General features: G+C 66.7%; 14 protein-coding genes. 8 read left to right on the top strand and 6 right to left on the bottom strand.

Annotation, left to right across the window (positions count from 1 at the left end; genetic code table 11):
- Positions 1-441: 441 nt before the first annotated feature.
- Positions 442-1296: a DNA-binding transcriptional regulator YeiE gene (gene yieE / locus C556_RS0111165; protein ID WP_018748341.1), complete on the bottom strand. Its 855-nt coding sequence runs from the start codon at positions 1294-1296 to the stop codon at positions 442-444.
- A gap of 163 nt (positions 1297-1459) precedes the next feature.
- Between yieE and C556_RS0111160 the strand changes: the two genes are divergently transcribed.
- Both C556_RS0111160 and C556_RS0111155 read left to right on the top strand, forming a co-directional pair.
- A complete protein-coding gene (locus C556_RS0111160) occupies positions 1460-2575 on the top strand; it encodes a YeiH family protein (RefSeq protein ID WP_018748340.1) in 1116 nt (371 codons plus the stop codon).
- 256 nt (positions 2576-2831) lie between these two features.
- Positions 2832-4409: a hypothetical protein gene (locus C556_RS0111155; RefSeq protein WP_018748339.1), complete on the top strand. Its 1578-nt coding sequence runs from the start codon at positions 2832-2834 to the stop codon at positions 4407-4409.
- Here the strand turns inward: C556_RS0111155 and C556_RS20145 are convergent.
- Together C556_RS20145 and C556_RS0111145 are read right to left on the bottom strand one after the other, a co-directional pair.
- A complete protein-coding gene (locus tag C556_RS20145; RefSeq protein ID WP_018748338.1) occupies positions 4397-5818 on the bottom strand; it encodes a sensor histidine kinase in 1422 nt (473 codons plus the stop codon). The genes C556_RS0111155 and C556_RS20145 overlap by 13 nt on opposite strands.
- Positions 5815-6480 carry a response regulator gene (locus C556_RS0111145; protein WP_018748337.1) on the bottom strand — a complete coding sequence of 222 codons (666 nt, stop codon included), beginning with the start codon at positions 6478-6480 and terminating at the stop codon, positions 5815-5817. Before C556_RS0111145 ends, C556_RS20145 begins: the two co-directional genes overlap by 4 nt.
- 298 nt (positions 6481-6778) lie before the next feature.
- Between C556_RS0111145 and C556_RS0111140 the strand changes: the two genes are divergently transcribed.
- The 3 genes from C556_RS0111140 to C556_RS0111130 all read left to right on the top strand — a co-directional run bounded on the left by C556_RS0111140 (position 6779) and on the right by C556_RS0111130 (position 10762).
- Positions 6779-7876 carry an ABC transporter substrate-binding protein gene (locus C556_RS0111140; protein ID WP_018748336.1) on the top strand — a complete coding sequence of 366 codons (1098 nt, stop codon included), beginning with the start codon at positions 6779-6781 and terminating at the stop codon, positions 7874-7876.
- 80 nt (positions 7877-7956) lie between these two features.
- Positions 7957-9693, top strand: coding sequence for an ABC transporter permease (locus C556_RS0111135; protein WP_018748335.1), 1737 nt, complete (start codon positions 7957-7959; stop codon positions 9691-9693).
- Positions 9686-10762, top strand: a complete 1077-nt coding sequence (locus tag C556_RS0111130; protein WP_018748334.1) for an ABC transporter ATP-binding protein — start codon at positions 9686-9688, stop codon at positions 10760-10762. Before C556_RS0111135 ends, C556_RS0111130 begins: the two co-directional genes overlap by 8 nt.
- Positions 10763-10833: 71 nt before the next feature.
- On the opposite strand, the gene C556_RS0111125 is transcribed toward C556_RS0111130, so the two are convergent.
- Positions 10834-11868 carry an FUSC family protein gene (locus C556_RS0111125; RefSeq protein WP_018748333.1) on the bottom strand — a complete coding sequence of 345 codons (1035 nt, stop codon included), beginning with the start codon at positions 11866-11868 and terminating at the stop codon, positions 10834-10836.
- A 196-nt stretch (positions 11869-12064) separates the two neighbouring features.
- On the opposite strand from C556_RS0111125, the gene C556_RS0111115 reads away from it, so the two are divergent.
- Both C556_RS0111115 and C556_RS0111110 read left to right on the top strand, forming a co-directional pair.
- The gene (locus tag C556_RS0111115; protein WP_157236093.1) at positions 12065-13438 is read left to right on the top strand and encodes a hypothetical protein; all 1374 of its coding nucleotides are present in this window, start codon (positions 12065-12067) and stop codon (positions 13436-13438) included.
- Between the two features lie 270 nt (positions 13439-13708).
- Positions 13709-16000, top strand: a complete 2292-nt coding sequence (locus C556_RS0111110) for a nitric-oxide reductase large subunit (protein ID WP_018748330.1) — start codon at positions 13709-13711, stop codon at positions 15998-16000.
- Between the two features lie 134 nt (positions 16001-16134).
- On the opposite strand, the gene C556_RS22960 is transcribed toward C556_RS0111110, so the two are convergent.
- Positions 16135-16530, bottom strand: a complete 396-nt coding sequence (locus tag C556_RS22960) for a hypothetical protein (protein WP_157236091.1) — start codon at positions 16528-16530, stop codon at positions 16135-16137.
- On the opposite strand from C556_RS22960, the gene C556_RS0111100 reads away from it, so the two are divergent.
- On the top strand, positions 16498-18252 hold the full coding sequence (locus C556_RS0111100) for a GGDEF domain-containing protein (RefSeq protein ID WP_157236089.1): 1755 nt from the start codon (positions 16498-16500) through the stop codon (positions 18250-18252). The genes C556_RS22960 and C556_RS0111100 overlap by 33 nt on opposite strands.
- Before the next feature lie 21 nt (positions 18253-18273).
- Here the strand turns inward: C556_RS0111100 and C556_RS21690 are convergent, their stop codons facing one another.
- The gene (locus tag C556_RS21690) at positions 18274-18693 is read right to left on the bottom strand and encodes a BLUF domain-containing protein (protein ID WP_018748327.1); all 420 of its coding nucleotides are present in this window, start codon (positions 18691-18693) and stop codon (positions 18274-18276) included.
- Between the last annotated feature and the right edge of the window lie 92 nt (positions 18694-18785).

Below are 18785 nucleotides of genomic sequence, written 5' to 3'. Positions count from 1 at the left end.
ATCAGGGCTATTTCGAGCACGCTGTACCCGGTGGATTGACCCCTCTCGTGCGGGCCGTTGAGGCAGACATGACCTCGTAGATAATGCTTGGGCCTTCCACCGGGATCCCCATGCTGTGTTAGGTAAGGTCAGGGCCGGTTCGATGCCGGATCCTGTGTCAATTATGGTGAGCAGGGTTTCCCTTCAATGGGTGGAAGCATCGGATCGGCATGTGCCGGAAAAGCCGTTATATGGGCAATCGAGTTGCCTGAGGCGAAGTGTTGCCTGGCGAGGAAAAGCCACTTGCAGTTAGTACGTTGTCGAGGACGATCGATGCCGGTAACCCTCGCGAAGTGCCTGTACTACCCGGATGCCGGGCAGTGATGTGTCGTTGCTGTTCCTTGCGGTGGAACGGGCTCCACATTGTCATCGGACAAAATATTGGGTGCGGGTCAACCCACCTCAGCAATACGTCAAAAACCGCTCCAACGCCTTGGAAACCCGCTTGCTGCGGTGCTGGATCAGGTAAAGCGGGCGATGCAGCGGCGGATAGGCGATCTGCACCAGGGAGTCGTCGCGCAATTGCTCCTCGACCACCCGGCGCGACAGGCAGCTGATGCCCAGGCCGTAGCGCACCGCGTGCTTGATCGCCTCGGAATTCCCCAATTCCATCACCAAATTGAATTGCGGCAATTGCGACAGCAAGGCGTGCTCCAGCACTTCGCGGGTGCCCGAGCCGCTTTCGCGCAGAATCCACGGCGCCTGGGACAAGGTTTCCAGAGTGGCGGGCTGGCTGGCGGCCGGATGATCCGGGGCGCAGAAGATCACCAGTTCGTCGTCGCGCCAGGGCCGGGTCAATACCTCGGGCATGTAGCACGGCCCTTCGATGAAACCGAGATCCACCTTGAACTCGGCCACCAGCTGGATCACCTCGCGGCTGTTGCCGACATGCAGTTCCAGCGGCACGTCGGGAAAGTCGCGGCGGTAGCGCGCGATGGCGCGCGGCAGGATGTAGTTGCCGATGGTGCTGCTGGCCGCCAGGCGGAAGGCGCCGCCTTCGCTGGCGAACAACTGCTCGATCTCACTGGCGTCCTCCAGCAGCGCCTGCGCCTTGGGGTACAGCAGGCGCGCGTTTTCGTTCACCACCAACCGCTTGCCCAGGCGGTCGAACAGCTTGACGTCGAGCTGGTGCTCCAGCTCCGACAGCGCCGCGCTCACCGCGGATTGGGACAATGCCAAAGTTACCGAAGCCTGGGTGGTCGAACCGCTCTTCAACACTTCGACGAAGACGGCCAACTGGCGCAGCGTGATGTGCATGGTTTTCTCCGCGAAGGCGCGTCGTTGCTGGATCGCCGCCCGTTCATGGCCAGCCGATCCTATCACTTATTCTTGTTAGGCATAAACATATAATCAATTTTACTAATGAAGGGGTGGGGCGTAGCCTCAAGGCATCCGATTCACTGCTTTGGGCGTTACGCACATGGACTCCACCACCGTCATAGGATCGAAGGACCCCACCTTCCAACTCGGCTCGAAACTGCAGTCGTTCAACCACTACCTGCCCGGCCTGCTGCTGGTGGGTGCCATCACCGCGCTGTCGGTGTGGGCTGGCAACATTCCCTGGGTGGCCGACCTGGGGTTGGGCGCGCTGACGCTGGCCATCGCGGTCGGCATCGTGGCCGGCAACACGCTGTATCGGCCCGTCGCTCCGCAATGCGCGGCCGGCGTGCACTTCTCCAAGCAGACGCTGCTGCGGCTCGGCATCATCCTTTATGGCTTCCGCCTCACTTTTCAGCAGATCGCCGACGTCGGCACCGCCGGCATCGTGATCGATCTGCTGACGCTCAGTTCCACCTTCCTGATGGCCTTCTGGGTCGGCCGCAAGGTGTTCCGCCTGGACGACCAGACGGTGATGCTGATCGGTGCCGGCAGCAGCATCTGCGGCGCGGCGGCGGTGATGGCCACCGAACCGGTGGTCAAGGGCGACGCCAGCAAGGTCGCCGTGGCGGTCTCCACCGTGGTGATCTTCGGCACCATCGCCATCTTTCTCTACCCGTGGCTGTACCAGCTCAATCTGACGCACCAATGGCTGGCGACCACGCCGCAACGTTATGGCGTGTACATCGGCTCGACGGTGCAGGAAGTGGCGCAGGTGGTGGCGGCCGGGCGGGCGATCAGCGATGACGCCGGCAACGCGGCGGTGATCGCCAAGATGATCCGGGTGATGATGCTGGCACCGTTCCTGCTGCTGCTCGCCAACTATCTGGCGCGGCGCGGCAACAAGGCCGGGCGGAGCAACCAGGCCACCGCGAAGCAGGACAAGGCACCGATCACCATCCCCTGGTTCGCCATCATCTTCATCGCAGTCGCGGCCTTCAATTCGCTGCACCTGCTGCCGCAAGCCGTGGTCGGTCAGCTGATCACGCTCGACACGGTGCTGCTGTCGATGGCGATGGCGGCGCTGGGCCTGACCACCCACATCAGCGCCATCCGCCAGGCGGGGGTCAAGCCGATCCTGCTCGCCACCGTGCTGTTCGGCTGGATGCTGCTCGGCGGCGCGGCGATCAACCATCTGGTGAACGGCCTGCTGCTCTGAAGCCGGTCACCGACCAAGCCCGGCAAACACGACGCGGCCCTTCATCGGGCCGCGTCGTTCGTTTTCAGCATTGTTCCACCGCGTAGTTCACCGCCACCCCGACCATCCGCGGACCCCCTCATTTCTTTTGCAGCCAGACAGCAAACCGCCTTTTATCCAGTCATGTTTGTTCAGCATTGAACAAGGTTTATATCGGATACGCGGGTTGATCGACGCACCAGTGTCGACGCCCGCATTTCTTACCCGGAGAACCGACATGACCACTGGATGTCTTCGCCTGATCCGTTCGCTCGCGCTGGCGCTGCCCGCCATGCTGAGCAGCGTTGCCGCGCTGGCCGGCAACCCGCCGCCCAACCCCTACCTGGCCGCCGAGAAGTACGCGGTCACCCATTTCGATTCGGCGCAGACCGACGCCTTCCCCTACGCCGTGCCGCAAGGCACCAGCTACGTCAGCGCCCTGGCCGGGCCGCAGGTGCCGGCCGGCCCGATCAACCTGATGACGCTGGCCACCACCTCGCCGAACTACATGTGGGGCGTGGCCAGCACCGGCGTCAGCTACATCAACGTCGCCAACGACCAGTTCACCCCGGTGGCGCGACTGCTGCTGCCGGGCCTGAGCCAGACGGTGGTCAACAGCCTGCTCGGCCTGCTGACCGCGCCCATCACCACCCTCACCCAGGCACAGCAGATCGTGACCCAGCTCGGCCTGGGCGGTGGCGGCATCTCCAGCGCCTATAGCGTGGTGGACAACCAGAACGTGCTGTACGTGAACTACGGCACCAAGATCCACGCCTTCGCGCTCAACGTGCCGGCGCTGCCGGTGCTGGGCATCCATATCGAACGCACGCTCGACACCAGCACCTTCCTGCCCAGCGGCGAATCGGTCACCGGCCTGGTGATGACCTACGACGGCAAGCTGGTGGTACTCGGCACGCGCTCGGTGTCGATCGTCGATCGCTCGTTCACCGGCCCGGTGCATACCGCCAATTTCAACAGCGACGAGTACATCAGCAACTCCGCCGCCGTCGATTCGAACAACGGCATCTACGTGGTTTCGGACAAATTCATGCGCAAGGTGGTGTGGACCGGCAGCGCAGTTTCGACCAACCCGGCCGACGGCGCCTGGATCTCGCCCTACGACACCGGCGACACCTTCCCCACCCTCTTCGGCTCGGGCTCGGGCGCGACCCCCACGCTGATGGGTTTCGGCGACGACCCGGACAAGCTGGTGGTGATCACCGATGGCAAGCAACGGATGAAACTGGTGGCCTTCTGGCGCGACCAGATCCCGGCCGGCTTCACCAGCCGTGTCGCCGGGCAGATCCAGGTCAATTGCAACTTGCCGTCGGCCTACCAGATCCAGACCGACCAATCGGTGGCGGTGGATGGCTACGGTGCCTTCGTGGTCAACAACGTCTCGGCACTGGACGGCAGCACCGGCTCGGGCAACGCCTTCGTCGATGCGCTGGTGCGCGGCCCGTTGTTGCCGCCGCCGGCCGGGGTGGAACGCTTCCAGTGGGATACCACCACGCATAGCTGGAGTTCCGTCTGGGCGCGCTCGGATATCTCGTCCAACACCATGGTCCCCGGCATCAGCTCGGCCTCGGGCATCGTCTTCGCCAACGGCTACTACACCGACGGGCGCGGCTGGACCGTGGTCGGCATGGACTGGAACACCGGGCAGACGCTGCACCAGACGGTATTCGGCAACAACATCCTGGGCAACGGCTTCTACGCGCTGACCCAGTTCCTGCCCGATGGCGACCTGCTGTTCAACAGCGTGATCGGCCCGGTACGGGTGCAGGAGCCCGGCGGCGTGGTCTATCCGTTCTGATCCGTTGGCGGCCCGGCGGCCTCGCCCCGGGCCGCCTGCGCCGGCAGACGCAGCAGCACGGTCAGCCCACCGCCCGGCGTCGCCTGCAGGCCGGCTGCGCCAGCGTGGCGGTGGGCAATCTCGCGCACGATCGCCAACCCCAGGCCGCTGCCCTCGCCCTTGGCGCTGTCGCCCCGGTAGAAGCGCTTGAACAGCTTTTCCGATTCGCTCACCGCCACGCCGTGGCCGTGGTCGATCACCGCCAAAGTCACGTCCGTCTCGTCCTGCGACAGCACCAGCAGCACGTCGTCGCTGCCGCTGTACAGCAGCGCGTTGTCGATCAGGTTGCTCACCAGTTCCTGGAGCAGCTCGCGCCGTCCGAGCACCATCGCCCGCCGCGGCCCTTCGTAGCCCAGCGTCACCCCGGCCGCCAGCGCCGGCGCCGCCCATTCCAACGCCACCTCGCGCACCAGCGCGGCCAGGTCCAGCGGCTCCAGCGCCACCTCGTAACCGCTGTCCGTCTCCAGCCGCGCCAGCGACAGCAACTGCTGCACGCCACGGCTGGCGTGCCCCAGCGTTTCCTCCATCCCCAGCAGGCCGCGCCGGATATCGGAAGGGTCGCGCTCGCGCAGCGCGGTCTGGGTCTGCGCGCGCAGGATGGCCAGCGGCGTCTTCAACTGGTGCGCGGCATCGACGAAGAAACGTCGCCGCGCCGACAGCATGCGGCTCATCCGCGCCACGTACTGGTTGAGCGCATCGGTCAGCGGGCGCAGTTCGCTGGGCAGGCGTGTCACCGCCACCGGCGACAGATCGCCTTCGGCGCGCGCGGCCACCTGCTCCGACAACTGGCGCAGCGGCGCCAGGCCGCGATAGGTGGCGATCAGCACGATCAGCACCGCCAGCGCCACCAGCAATGCTTCCTGCTGCAAGGCGCCGATCAATATTTCCTTGGCCAGCTCGCGTCGCAGCTCGGGCGTTTCGCCCACCTGCACCCACACCACCCGCGTCACGCCGGTCGCCACGTCGTGCACCGGCTGGCGCAACGCGATCAGGCGCAGCGAGACGTCCTGGTAATCCGCCTCGTAGTACACCGGGCGATAGAAGCGCAGGTCGCGGCGCGGCGCCGGCGGCAGATCCTGGTAGCCGGTCAGGTAGCGGCCGTTGTCCTCGCTCACCTTGTAGTAGATGCGCCCCTCGGCGTTGGATTCGAAGATCTCCAGCGCCAGGTACGGAATATCGACCACCACCTCGCCGCCGTGGATGCGCAACCCCTCGGCGATGGCCTTGGCCGAGCTGAACAGGGTGCGGTCGAACGCCACGTTGGCCGCGCCCATCGCCCGGCGGTAGGTCATGAAGGCATCCAGCGCCAGCAGGCACATCAGCGGCGGGATCAGCCACAGCACCAGGTGCAGGCGCAGGCTGTGCTTCATGCGGCTTGCAGCAGGTAGCCCAGGCCGCGCAGGGTGACGATGGCCACGCCGCGCCCGTCCAGCTTCCTGCGCAGGCGGTGGATGTAGATCTCCACCGCGTCGGCGCTGGCCTGGTCGTCCAACCCGGCGATCTTCTCCCACAGCGCTTCCTTGCCCACCGCCTTGCCGCCGCGCAGCATCAGCACTTCCAGCACTTCGTGCTCGCGCGGGGTCAGGCCCAGCGCCGCGCCGTCGATGCTGAACACGCGGCTGACGCTGTCGTAGCGGAGCGGACCGCACGTCAGCACCGGGTTCTCCAGGCCATGGCTGCGACGGATCAGCGCGCGGGCGCGCGCCTCCAGTTCGGACAGATCGAACGGCTTGGGCAGGTAGTCGTCGGCGCCCAGATCCAGCCCGCGTACCCGATCCTCCACCGAGCCGTGGGCGGTGAGGATCAGCACCGGCATGCGCTGCCTGCGCGCCCGCAGCCGCTTGAGCACCTCCCAGCCGTCGAGCTTGGGCAGACCCAGGTCGAGGATGGTCAACGCGTAGTCCTGGGTGCGCAGCACGTTGTCGGCCTCGCTGCCGTTGCGCATGGTGTCCACGGCGAAGCCGGCCTGGGTCAGCGCGCGGGTCAGCGACTGGGCCAGCGGCAGGTTGTCCTCGACGAGCAAGATACGCATGGCTGGGCCCCGGTCGGTGCACAAAGAGGCATGCAGTGTATCCAAAGCCCGATCCAGGCCGAATCAGGGCTTTCCTTGTCTGCAAAACTGAAAGCGGTTGGAAAGTGCTACGGCGCTAGCATGCATTTGCCATGCATGCCGTCGACGCAAAACGGGCCCGCTTTCCGGCCCCGCAGCCAGTCAGGCGGCGCATCTTCCCGCAGAGGAGGAAAGTCGACCGGGATCGCACCCCGGCCGGCGCACAAGGGCTACGGTGGTTTTTTCCGTAGTCGCCATTCTGGAGTTACAGGAGTCCTCGATGAAAATCGCCCAGTACCTGGCCGCGCTCGCGACCCTGACCGCGGCGCTTTCGCCGCTCGCCGCCGCGAACCAGCCCGACTATTACCCCGCCAGCTACGCCAGCCTGGTGACCGCCGCCAGGAAGGAAGGCAAGGTCATTGTCTACGCCGCCACCGACACCGCCGCCGCCCGGCCGCTGGTGAAGGATTTCGAAGCGCTCTACCCCGGCATCAAGGTGGAGTACCACGACATGAGCACCACCGAGCTGTACAACCGCTTCATCAGCGAAAGCGCCGCCGGCAGCCTCAGCGCCGACGTGCTGTGGAGCTCGGCGATGGATCTGCAGATCAAGCTGGTCAACGACGGCTACACCGCCGCCTACGCCTCGCCGGAGCTGCCCAGGCTGCCGGCGTGGTCGTACTACCAGAACCAGGCCTACGGCACCACCTACGAGCCGGTGGTGTTCGTCTACAACAAGCGCCTGCTCTCGCCCAAGGAAGTACCGCAGACCCACGCCGATCTCGCCCGGTTGATCAAGGCCGATCCGGCGCGCTTCAAGGGCAGGATCACCACCTACGACATCGAGAAATCGGGCGTGGGCTTTACCTACCTGACCCAGGACGTGCGGGTGGGCGGCGCCGCCACCTGGGACATCGTGCGCACCATGGGCGCCAGCGGGCTGCGGCTGCAATCGTCCACCGGCACCATGCTGGAACGCATCTCCTCGGGCGAGAACCTGATCGGCTACAACATGATCGGCTCCTACGCCTACGCCAAGGCGCGCAAGGACCCGGCCATCGGCTACGTCTACCCCAAGGACTACACCCTGGTGATGAGCCGGCTGCAAGCCATCGCCAAGACCGCCAGCCACCCCAACGCGGCGCGGTTGTGGGTCGACTACCTGCTGTCCAGGCGCGGCCAGAGCCTGCTGGCGCAGCGCTCCGACATCTACTCGCTGCGCAGCGACGTCACCGGCGAACTCACCATCGCCGAGCTGACCCGCCAACTGGGCAACAGCCTCAAGCCGATCCAGGTCGGCCCCGGCCTGCTGGTCTACCTGGACCAGGCCAAGCGGCTGCAATTCCTCAAGCAATGGCGGCAGGCCATCGGCCGCTGACCGCGCGGCCCGCCGGGCCGTTCGCCTCCCGATCCTGATCGCTGCGCGCGCCACGGCGCCGCGCAAGCCGGAGATTTGCCATGACCACCCTCAATCCCACGGCGCCACAGCTGGCGCTGCCCGCCGCCATGCCCGCTCGCGGCGGCCGGCGACCGGACCTGCTGCGCTGGCTGGTGCTGGGCCTGACCGCGCTCGCCGTGCTCACCCCGCTGGCGCTGATCGTCTACCAGAGCGTGCTGGACGCGCCGTTCTTCATGCCCGACAAGGCGCTGTCGCTGGACGCCTACCGCTTCGTGTTCGACGACCTCGACTTCTGGTCGGCGCTGCGCAACTCGCTGGTGATCGCCAGCGGCATGCTGCTGATCTCGGTGCCGCTGGGCGCGGTGCTGGCGTTCGCCACCGCCCGCACCGACCTGCCCGGCCGGCGCTGGCTGGAACCGTGGCTGCTGACCCCGGTGTTCGTGTCGCCGATGGTGCTCGGCTTCGGCTACGTGGTCGCCGCCGGCCCGGTGGGCTTTTACTCCAACTGGTGGCAGGGCTGGTTCGGCGGCGTGCCGTGGAACCCGTATTCGCTGCCGGGCATCGCGGTGATCGCCGGGCTGACCCATGTGCCGCACGTGTACCTGTACTGTTCGTCCGCGCTGCGCAACCTGGGCTCGGATGTCGAGGAGGCGGCGCGGGTGGCCGGCGCCGGGCCGTTGCGCGTGGCCCGCGACGTCAGCCTGCCGATGGTGATGCCGTCGCTGCTGTTCGCCGCGGTGCTGGTGTTCTTCCTGGGCTTCGAGGTGTTCGGCCTGCCGCTGGTACTGGGCGACCCCGAGGGCCACCTGGTGCTGACCACCTACCTGTACAAGCTGACCAACAAGCTGGGCATCCCGTCGTACCACCTGATGGCGGTGGTGGCGGTGCTGATCATCCTGGTGACGGTGCCGCTGGTGCTGCTGCAACGGCGCCTGCTGCGCAACGCCAAGCGCTTCGTCGCGGTGAAGGGCAAGGCCAGCCGCCACCAGGTGTTGCCGCTGGGGCCGTGGCGCTGGGCGGCGTTCGGGCTGGTGATGCTGTGGCTGTTCGTCACCGTGTTCGTGCCGCTGTCCGGCATCGTGCTGCGCGCCTTCGTCAGCCAGTGGGGCGAAGGCGTGACGTGGTGGCAGGCGCTGACGCTGGACAACTTCAGCGGCCTGTTCGAGCAGGACAACCTGGTGCGCGCCATGGTCAACAGCTTTGCCGTCGGCGTCCTGGGCGGCGCGGCGGCGGTGTTCTGCTACACCGCGCTCGGCCTGGCCGGGCACCGGCGCCACGACTGGGGCGTCAAGCTGTCGGACTACCTGGTGCTGGTGCCGCGCGCGGTGCCGGGCCTGCTCGCCGGGCTGGCCTTCCTCTGGGTGTTCCTGTTCGTGCCCGGCCTGAAGGAATTCAAGAATTCGATGTTCTGCATCTGGCTGGCGTACACGGTGGTGTGGCTGGCCTACGGCATGCGGCTGATCCAGGGGGCGCTGTTGCAGGTGGGGCCGGAGCTGGAGGAGGCCGCGCGCAGCGTCGGCGCCAGCCGCGCCCGCACCAGCCGCGACGTGACGCTGCCGTTGATCCGCCACGGCCTGCTGGCCAGCTGGCTGCTGGTGTTCATGATCTTCGAGCGCGAGTACTCGACCGGGGTGTACCTGCTGTCGCCCGGCACCGAGGTGGTCGGCTCGCTGCTGGTGTCGCTGTGGGCCACCGGCGCCGTGGAGCAGGTGGCGGCGCTGTCGGTCGTCAATGTGTTGATGGTCGGCGCCGGGCTGGCGCTGGCGTTGCGTTTTGGAGTGAAACTGCATGACTAAGCTGATCGTGGAAGACCTGCACCTGGCCTATGACGGCGTGAAGGTGCTCGAAGGCGTGTCGTTCCAGTTGCGTGCCGGCGAAGTGGTGTCGCTGCTGGGCGCATCGGGCAGCGGCAAGACCACCCTGCTGCGCGCGGTGGCCGGGCTGGAGCAGCCCGACCGTGGCCGCATCCTGCTCGACGGCCACACGCTGTACGACGCCGCCGCCGGCGTGAACCGGCCGGTGGAATCGCGTTCGCTGGGGCTGGTGTTCCAGTCCTACGCGCTGTGGCCGCACCGCACCGTGGCCGAGAACGTCGGCTACGGCCTCAAGCTGCGCAGCGTGCCGCGCGCCGAACGCGAGCAACGGGTGGAGAAGGCGCTGGCGCAGCTGGGCCTGGCCCATCTGGCCAGGCGCTATCCGTACCAGCTTTCCGGCGGCCAGCAGCAGCGCGTCGCCATCGCCCGCGCGCTGGTCTACAACCCGCCGGTGATCCTGCTGGACGAACCGCTTTCCAACCTGGACGCCAAGCTGCGCGAGGAAGCGCGCGCCTGGCTGCGCGAGTTGATCATCCAGCTCAACCTGTCCGCGCTGTGCGTCACCCACGACCAGACCGAGGCGATGGCGATGTCGGACCGCATCCTGCTGCTGCGCAACGGCCGCATCGAGCAGGAAGGCACGCCGGCCGAGCTGTACGGCGCGCCGCGCACGCTGTACGCCGCCGAGTTCATGGGCAGCAACAACCGGCTGAGCGCCGAGGTGCTGAGCGTCGATGGCGAGCAGGTGCTGCTGGGCGGCAAGGATTGGCGCCTGCTCGGGCGCGCGCTCGACTGGCTGCGGGTGGGCGATCCGGCGCAGGCGGTGGTGCGGCTGGAACGGCTGCGGGTGACCGACGCCCCCGGGCCCAACCGCATCCAGGCGCAGCTGAGCACCGCGATGTACCTGGGCGATCGCTGGGAATACCTGTTCCACCAGCGCGACCTGCGTTTTCGCGCCTTCGGCCAGACACCGCTGACGGCCGGCCACGATTACTGGATCGAGTTCCCCCAGCAGGACTGCTGGGTGTTCCCGGAACCCGTCGCTGCCTGACCCTCCCGTGACGGGTTTTGAGCGGATCGGCTTCCCGCGGCCGATCCGCTTTTTTTTGACCCTGCGCCCCTTCACGCGGGCAACGCGCCCAGCGCCCGGATCGCCGCCACCCGCTCGCCCAACACCCGCTGATGGGTCATCAGCGCGCCTTGCAGCACCATGTGATAGGGATTGGCGCTGTCGGCCGGGGTATACGGCGCCTGGAGGTAATCGTGATCCGGCGGCTCGGCGCGACGGTGTTCGAAGTACGCGGCCAGTTGCTGGTGCACTTCGTCGATCCGCGCCAGGTGGACGAACACGTGCTCGCGGAAGGTGGGCTCCAGCGTCTCGAACAGCGCGCGGCAGTCGGCCAGCGTGCCCAGCAGGTGCGCGCCACTGCCGATCAACGCCACCCGGTGCTCGAACAGCGCCATCTCGGCGGCATAGCGCCGCAGGTGACGCCGGCCACGGGGACCGTAGTCGGCCTTGAAATTGGCCAGCTGATCGCGCAGCGCCAGCTGGGCGCGGGTCAGCGAATCGAGGCATTCGGCGGTCAGGCTGTCCAACGAGCGGGTGGCGGCCACGCTTTCGAACAGCGCGCCCAGTTGCCGGCTGGCGCGCCGCGCCAGCAGGTGGAACTTGTAACCCTGATCCGGCGGCAGCACGAACAGCTCGACCAGGAAGCCGATCAGCATGCCGAAGAACACCGCGAACATGCGCCCTTCCGCCGCCGCCAGATCGCGGCCGAAACCGGCCACCAGACAGATGGCGATGCCCATGCTGGTCAACCGGAAGGCATTGGGAAAGTGCTTCACCAGCACGAACATCGCCAGCGACACCAGCACGATGATGGCCAGCGGCTCGGGCACCAGCGGATACAGCACCAACCCGATCGGGATCGGCACCAGATTGGCCATCGAGCGTTGCAGGAAGTACTTCTTCGAGCTTTCCACCGACGGCCCCAGCCCCAGCGTCAGCCAGGCCGACGACGCCATGGTCTCGGCGATGCCGGGTGACGCGTTCCACAGCGCCGGCAGGCTATAGCCCACCAGCAGCGCGATCAGCAATTTGACGAAACGCCCTTCCTGCGAAATGGACAGCGCGGAAAGCCGGGTGCCTGGGTTCATGCGTCGCCTCCGATAACCGACATTGCGCACGGTGCCATAACGCAGCTGGCGCCGCACCTCTTCCGGTCATGTTCCATCGAACCAGGCAAGTCCGGCATCCGGATGCCAGGCCGGGCCGCGCCCGAGGAAACAACGCGGCCGTCATTCCCTATGTATTTGCCTATGATATTGGCATTCAAGTCGAGGCCGGTCCGCCATGAGCGACACCCCCAGTAGAAAGCGCCAGGACCGGAGCGACACGCCGGACCCCACGCTCGTCAAAAAGCACATGCCGCAATCGCATACGGCGCCATCGGGACCGGGCTTCTCGGCGATCCCGCTGCCCAGCGGCCCACAATCGGCGTTCCTGCCGTCGTCGCCGACCCACTTCACGCCACTGAGCGTGCCCAGCACGCCGTTCGGCCCGGGCGCCAGCACCGCCTTTCCCAGCCTTCCGAGCAGCGCGTCGCAGGCCACTTCCCCGGCGCTGTCCCTCCAGACCCCGACCACGCCGGTCGTCACACCGCCGACCCAGAGCACCACGCCGACGCTCCCCGCCAGCAGCTCGCCGCCCACGGTGAAGTTCCGGATGGACGACAGCGGCAAGGTGCACTACCACGCCAAGGATGACACCCAGGCCCGCACCGACCACGCCGCGCGCTACATGGAGATGAACGCCTCCGATTTCGCGCTGTTCAAGAACGCCGGCAAGCGCAACCCCAGCGATAAGGTGATGGACCCGGTCAGCGGCGACAAATACGTGTTCGATTCGCAGCAGAACAAGTTCTTCGGCTACGACAAGACCAAGGCCGGCAAGCGCGGCGCGGCGGTGGACGCGACGCTGAACCAGGAACTGCTGGGCAAGCAGCAGGACAAGCAATTGGTGGATCGCCGCCGCGAAGACCGGACCAAGTCGGGACAGGACACCCTCAAGCCGTTCGACGTCGGGCACTACAATCAGGCGCCGGACGGCAGCAAGTTCGACGTGCTCAGCGGCAAGAAGGAAGAAGCCGGCTTCGTCTCCAACCGCGACCACATCCCGTCCGGCGCGTCGCTCCAGTTGCGCGACGGCCAGCCCGCCTACAACCAGGGACTGACCATCGCCATCCCCAACGAGGTGATGCACCGCCCGTCCAGCGCCACCTACGGCGGGCGCCAGACCACCAAGGACACGCGGGACAGCGATGCGCCCACTGCCCGCAAGCGCCTGGACAGCGACCATTCCGGGCTGGCGTTCTACCGCGACACCACCACCATGCTGGCGCGCACCGCCGATACCGACTTCACCCAGCGATCGGGCGCCAAGCACGACTACCTCGACCTGACCAAGCCGGAGAACCGGGTGCGCCAGGTCGGCGCCTACCGCACGCTGTACCGGGGCAATACCCGGATGCACGCGGCCGACCGGGATCGCGGGGTGAACCCTGGCGAAACCGGCCACACCGTCAGCTATGCCGCGACCTCGGACGGGCGGCTCGGCAGCTTCAGCTACAGTCAGGCGCCATCCGGCAGCAGCGGCGCGCCCACCCAGGGCAGCCTGATGGCGGGGCACTTCCAGGAACAGTTGCGCAATACCAAGCTGGCCAAGTAGCTACACGGCCCGCCGCGCCGGCCACTCACTCACGGTCAAATCGACCGTAAAAGGGTCGAAACAACCCTGCCATGATTGGGTAATAATCACCCTTTATCGCCCAGAGCCCGCATCAACGCTCGATCCGACGGGTGGCACACCCCTTGCTGAAACGCCATTTCACAAGAGGAGACCCCATGAGCCCGCCCCGATCCCCCATCGCCCGCCCTCCCCGACGCCACGCCACGCCGCCGGCCTGCCCGACCGCCCCCACCGCCACGAGGTAATCCCATGGGCCCCTATCGCAAACACTGGTTCATCCTGATCGCCGTCGTGGCGATCATGTTCGGCCTGCTCGGCTATTTCGGCCGCGAGGTCTACCGCCACGCCCCGCCGATCCCGCAACAGGTGCAGATCCAGGGCGGCGGCGTGCTGTTCACCGCCGACGACATCCTCAACGGCCAGACCGCCTGGCAATCGGTCGGCGGCATGCAGCTGGGCTCGATCTGGGGCCACGGCGCCTACCAGGCGCCCGACTGGACGGCGGACTGGCTGCACCGCGAACTCGGCGCCTGGCTGGATCTGGCGGCGCAACAGGCGCACGGCAAGCCCTACGCCGCGCTCGACGTATCGCAACAGGCGGCGTTGCGCGCCGCGTTGCAGCAGGAATACCGCGGCAACGGCGTTGATTCCGCCACCAAGGTGCTGACCATCTCGCCGCGCCGCGCCGCGGCCATTGCCCGGACCGCCCGCTACTACGACCAGTTGTTCTCGGACGCGCCGTCGCTCCAGCGCAGCCGCGAGAGCTTCGCCATGAAGGAGAACACCCTGCCCAGCGCGGAACGCCGCGTGGCGCTGACGCGCTTCTTCTTCTGGACCGCCTGGGCCGCCGCCACCGACCGGCCGGGGCAACAGGTCAGCTACACCAACAACTGGCCGCACGAACCGCTGATCGGCAACCAGCCCAGCGCCGAGAACGTGGTGTGGTCCATCGTCAGCGTGGTGGTCCTGCTGGCCGGCATTGGCTTCCTGGTCTGGGGCTGGGCCTTCCTGCGGCGACACGACGACGCGGAGGAAGCCGCGCCGCGTACCGATCCGCTGGCCGCCGTGCCGCTCACCCCGTCGCAGCGCGCGCTCGGCAAGTACCTGTTGCTGGTGGTGGCGCTGTTCGTGTTCCAGGTGCTGCTGGGCGGCTTCACCGCGCACTACACGGTGGAAGGCCAGCAGTTCTATGGGATCGACGTGTCGCAGTGGTTCCCGTACTCGCTCACCCGCACCTGGCATATCCAGAGCGCGCTGTTCTGGATCGCCACCGGTTTTCTCGCCGCCGGGCTGTTCCTGGTGCCGCTGATCAATGGCGGGCGCGATCCCAAGTACCAGAAGCTGGGCGTCGATGTGCTGTTCTGGGCGCTGGTGCTGGTGGTGGTCGGCTCGTTCATCGGCAACTACCTCGCCATCCGCCAGGTGATGCCGGCCAACCTCAACTTCTGGCTGGGCCACCAGGGCTATGAATACGTCGACCTGGGCCGGCTGTGGCAGATCGCCAAGTTCATCGGCCTGCTGCTGTGGCTGGGCCTGATGCTCCGCGGCATCGTGCCGGCCCTGCGCCAGCCGGGCGGCGACAAGAACCTGCTGGCGCTGCTGACCGCGTCGGTGGTGGCGATCGGCCTGTTCTACGGCGCCGGCTTCTTCTACGGCGAGCGCACCAGCCTGTCGATCATGGAGTACTGGCGCTGGTGGATCGTCCACCTGTGGGTAGAGGGCTTCTTCGAGGTGTTCGCCACCACGGCGCTGGCCTTCATCTTCGCCACCATGGGCCTGGTGTCGCGGCCGATGGCCACCGCCGCCAGCCTGGCGTCGGCGTCGCTGTTCATGCTGGGTGGCATTCCCGGCACCTTCCACCACCTGTATTTCGCCGGCACCACCACGCCGGTGATGGCGGTGGGCGCCAGTTTCAGCGCGCTGGAAGTGGTGCCGCTGATCGTGCTCGGTCACGAGGCATGGGAGAACTGGCGCCTCAAGCACCGCGCGCCGTGGATGGCGCAACTGCGCTGGCCGCTGATGTGCTTCGTCGCGGTGGCGTTCTGGAACATGCTGGGCGCCGGCGTCTTCGGCTTCATGATCAATCCGCCGATCTCGCTCTACTACGTGCAGGGGCTGAACACCACGCCGGTGCACGCCCACGCCGCGCTGTTCGGGGTGTATGGCTTCCTGGCGCTGGGCTTTACCCTGCTGGTGCTGCGCTACGTGCGTCCCGGCTTCGCGCTCGACAACCGCTGGATGGCGGCCGCGTTCTGGTCGCTCAATGCCGGCCTGGTGCTGATGATCGCCACCAGCCTGTTGCCGATCGGCATCATCCAGTTCCTGGCCAGCGTGCGCGAAGGGCTGTGGTATGCCCGCAGCGAGGCATTCATGCAGCAACCGTTGCTGCAGACGCTGCGCTGGGTACGCACCGGCGGCGACCTGGTCTTCATCGGCGGCGCGGTGCTGTTCGCGCTCCAGGTGGTGCGGGCGCTGTGGAGCACGCCGTCGCCGGCGCTGCCCGCCAGCGAACCGCTGGTCGCCGCGCGCCAGCCCGCGTAAACCATGTGGCGCCGTCGCGGCGGCGCCAGCGCTCCCCCGGCCGCCAGGCGGGGGGTCGACCATTCCTATCCGGACAAGCCGGGCCACCATCAGCTCCGCGCCGAAATCCATGCTGGCGTCGCTGACCGGGCGCCTTATCGCCGCCCATGACGATTTAGTGCCCCGCCCGCCTTCGGGCTGATGACGTCGCGCTCCTCGACGTTTTTTCCTGGAAGCGTAACGAGCGCTCTGCCGGCGGCGCCGACGCATCGGAACAATCCGACTGCCATTTTGCCAATTGCGGCCTCCTCGCCCGCCGCCGCAAGACAAGCCAACCCCGTCGCAGGGCCCGACTTTGCTGGTGTTACCACGTTTCGGGCCTGGACCACGCCATGCCATCGACATGAAGGGCGGCGGCCATCGACGCCTTTCGGTCCTCGGCCCGTTTGCCGGGCATCAATTTTTTCCGTCCGCGGCCGCTCCAGTATCGACGGATCGTCGTCATGTGGATTGTCGCCGTGAAAAAGCTCACGCTCGACCAGAAGTTCCATTTCGGCTCGCTGGCCATTGTCCTGATCGCCGTGGCCCTGGCCGGCCAACTGATGTACCACAGCTATCAGGAGCTACAGACCAACCGGCGCAGCCTGGAGAATCTGACGCTCTACCACGCTGTCCTGAACACCGCCAACCTGCTCGCCGCCGAACGCGGCGATACCTTCCGCCTGCTCAGCGACCTGCGCGTCCACGACTACCCACAACGCCGTTCGCTGGCCGAGGCGCGCCAACGCAGCGACGCCGAGCTGGAGCGGGTATCGCTGCTGATCACGCGGCATCACCAGGATTTCATCGTGGCAGGCAGGGCCGTGGCACGCCTGCAACGGAATCTGGTGCAGGCGCGGGCAGTGGCCGACCAACTGGCAGCCGAACCCCTCGCCACGCGGGATGACGCGGAGATCCGCCACGTGATCGCCAGCATGTATCGCGTGGCCGAGGACCTGCGCCCGGCCATCACCGAGACCGGCGTGCATGCCAGCGAAACGGACCGGCGCATCTCCGATGCGGTGTTGATGTCGCAGACGATGGGCAACATGCGCGAATACGCCGGGAGGCTGGCCGCCCAGCTGATGGTGCCGCTGATCAAGCACCAGGCGATCGACGCATCCCGGCAACAACGCATCAATCATCTGCGCGATCACCTGAACGAACTGGCCGGACTGCTCAATCGCCAGGTTGGCAATTACTGGAACATGCCGGGCATGCAACAGGCGCGGCATTCGGTGGCGCAACGCTATTTCGGCGATGGCTACGGCCTGCTCGACAGCGTGTTGCGGCAAGGCAGCAGCGCCAGGCTGCCTTCCGTGATGGCCTTCACCGACCGCTATACGCAATCGATGCGGTCGATCGAACAGTTGCAGACGCAGATCATCCATTCGGCCACCAGGCAGGCGCTCCGGGGCAGCCAGCGCGCAAAACGCGAAGCAATCGCGGCCATGACGCTGTGCTGCGCCCTGATCGTGGCGCTGATCATCCTGCTGCACATCAGCCGGCGACGGATGCTGGTGCCGTTGCTCCAGGCCCGCAAGGCCATCATCGATCTGGCCGATGGCAACCTGCTGGCGGCGCGCCCACCGCGCGGCGGCCCCGAAGTGGAACAACTGTTCGACGCCATCGACGTGCTGCGCGCCAACCAGGAAAAGCGGCTTCAGACCGAAAGGCGCCTGGCGGAAATGACCCAGCAGTTGAAACACCAGGCCGAGACCGACACCCTGACCGGCGTTCACAACCGTCGCGCGCTGGAGACCATCGGCGAGCAGTTGCTCAATCACGCCGAATTCGGCGGCTGGCGCGTCGGGCTGGTGATGTTCGACATCGATCACTTCAAGAAGGTGAACGACGTACATGGCCACCCGATCGGCGATCTGGTGCTGAAGACCGTGGCACAGACCGTGGCGCGGGCATGCCGCAACGAGGACAACATCGGGCGCGTCGGCGGCGAGGAATTCATCGTGCTGGTGCCGCTGGCCGATGCCAGGGCGGTGCGGGCGGTGGCGGAAAAGCTGCGGCAGCGGATCGAGAACCTGCGCATTGCCCTGCCCTCCGGCGGCGAATTGCGCGTGACGGCCAGCTTCGGCATAGCGCTCAGCGGCCCGCATGCCGATTGGGACAAGCTGGTCACGCAAGCCGATACGGCGCTTTATGAAGCCAAGCACTCCGGGCGCAACCGCGTGGCCGGGCTGGAAAGAACCGAAACCATGGCAAGCCCGGCGATCTGACCGGGCCTGGCCGGCGCGATGCTACGCCGGCCGGTTCCAGTCGGCCGATTGGTCCACGTCGAGCCGCGGCAGCGCCTCCCAGATCTGCGCCACCACCTGGTCCATGCCGGCCATCCCCTCGGCCAGCCCGGGCAGAAAGGCGGCATCGGTGCTGTAACCCACGAACAAGCCTTCATCGGACAGTCGTCGCGGCCGAGTGCTGAGCCCTTCTCCCAATAACCGAAGGTTGCAGTGTCGCGGATCCCGCTCAATCACGCGCATCAGCTGCTGCACATCCCCTTTCGCCCCTTCCAGGTACTGGCAGAAATGCAGGCCATCGAACAGGAGCAGGCCGGTGATGTTCAGCCGCTGGTTCTTGGCCCTGGCCCGCTGGGCCAGCATGCCCATCTGATAGGGCTCGAACTCAGGGCTGACATCACTGAGATAAAGGTATCGATACATATCAACCCGGTTGGAAAGTGCACTCGCCAAAGCGTCTGGGGCCCGTCGGTTCCCGGCCGTTCGACACCCCATGGCCCGCAACCGCCGTGCGG

Source organism: Chitiniphilus shinanonensis DSM 23277, from assembly GCF_000374805.1.
Lineage (GTDB): Bacteria > Pseudomonadota > Gammaproteobacteria > Burkholderiales > Chitinibacteraceae > Chitiniphilus > Chitiniphilus shinanonensis.
Note: the sequence above shows the minus strand (reverse complement) of the source record. Positions and strands in the feature narration are given on the sequence as shown.

Coding starts and splice junctions, on each gene's coding strand:
- yieE (WP_018748341.1), bottom strand. CDS start 1,296: ATGCACATCACGCTGCGCCAGTTGGCCGTCTTCGTCGAAGTGTTGAAG.
- C556_RS0111160 (WP_018748340.1), top strand. CDS start 1,460: ATGGACTCCACCACCGTCATAGGATCGAAGGACCCCACCTTCCAACTC.
- C556_RS0111155 (WP_018748339.1), top strand. CDS start 2,832: ATGACCACTGGATGTCTTCGCCTGATCCGTTCGCTCGCGCTGGCGCTG.
- C556_RS20145 (WP_018748338.1), bottom strand. CDS start 5,818: ATGAAGCACAGCCTGCGCCTGCACCTGGTGCTGTGGCTGATCCCGCCG.
- C556_RS0111145 (WP_018748337.1), bottom strand. CDS start 6,480: ATGCGTATCTTGCTCGTCGAGGACAACCTGCCGCTGGCCCAGTCGCTG.
- C556_RS0111140 (WP_018748336.1), top strand. CDS start 6,779: ATGAAAATCGCCCAGTACCTGGCCGCGCTCGCGACCCTGACCGCGGCG.
- C556_RS0111135 (WP_018748335.1), top strand. CDS start 7,957: ATGACCACCCTCAATCCCACGGCGCCACAGCTGGCGCTGCCCGCCGCC.
- C556_RS0111130 (WP_018748334.1), top strand. CDS start 9,686: ATGACTAAGCTGATCGTGGAAGACCTGCACCTGGCCTATGACGGCGTG.
- C556_RS0111125 (WP_018748333.1), bottom strand. CDS start 11,868: ATGAACCCAGGCACCCGGCTTTCCGCGCTGTCCATTTCGCAGGAAGGG.
- C556_RS0111115 (WP_157236093.1), top strand. CDS start 12,065: ATGAGCGACACCCCCAGTAGAAAGCGCCAGGACCGGAGCGACACGCCG.
- C556_RS0111110 (WP_018748330.1), top strand. CDS start 13,709: ATGGGCCCCTATCGCAAACACTGGTTCATCCTGATCGCCGTCGTGGCG.
- C556_RS22960 (WP_157236091.1), bottom strand. CDS start 16,530: ATGGAACTTCTGGTCGAGCGTGAGCTTTTTCACGGCGACAATCCACAT.
- C556_RS21690 (WP_018748327.1), bottom strand. CDS start 18,693: ATGTATCGATACCTTTATCTCAGTGATGTCAGCCCTGAGTTCGAGCCC.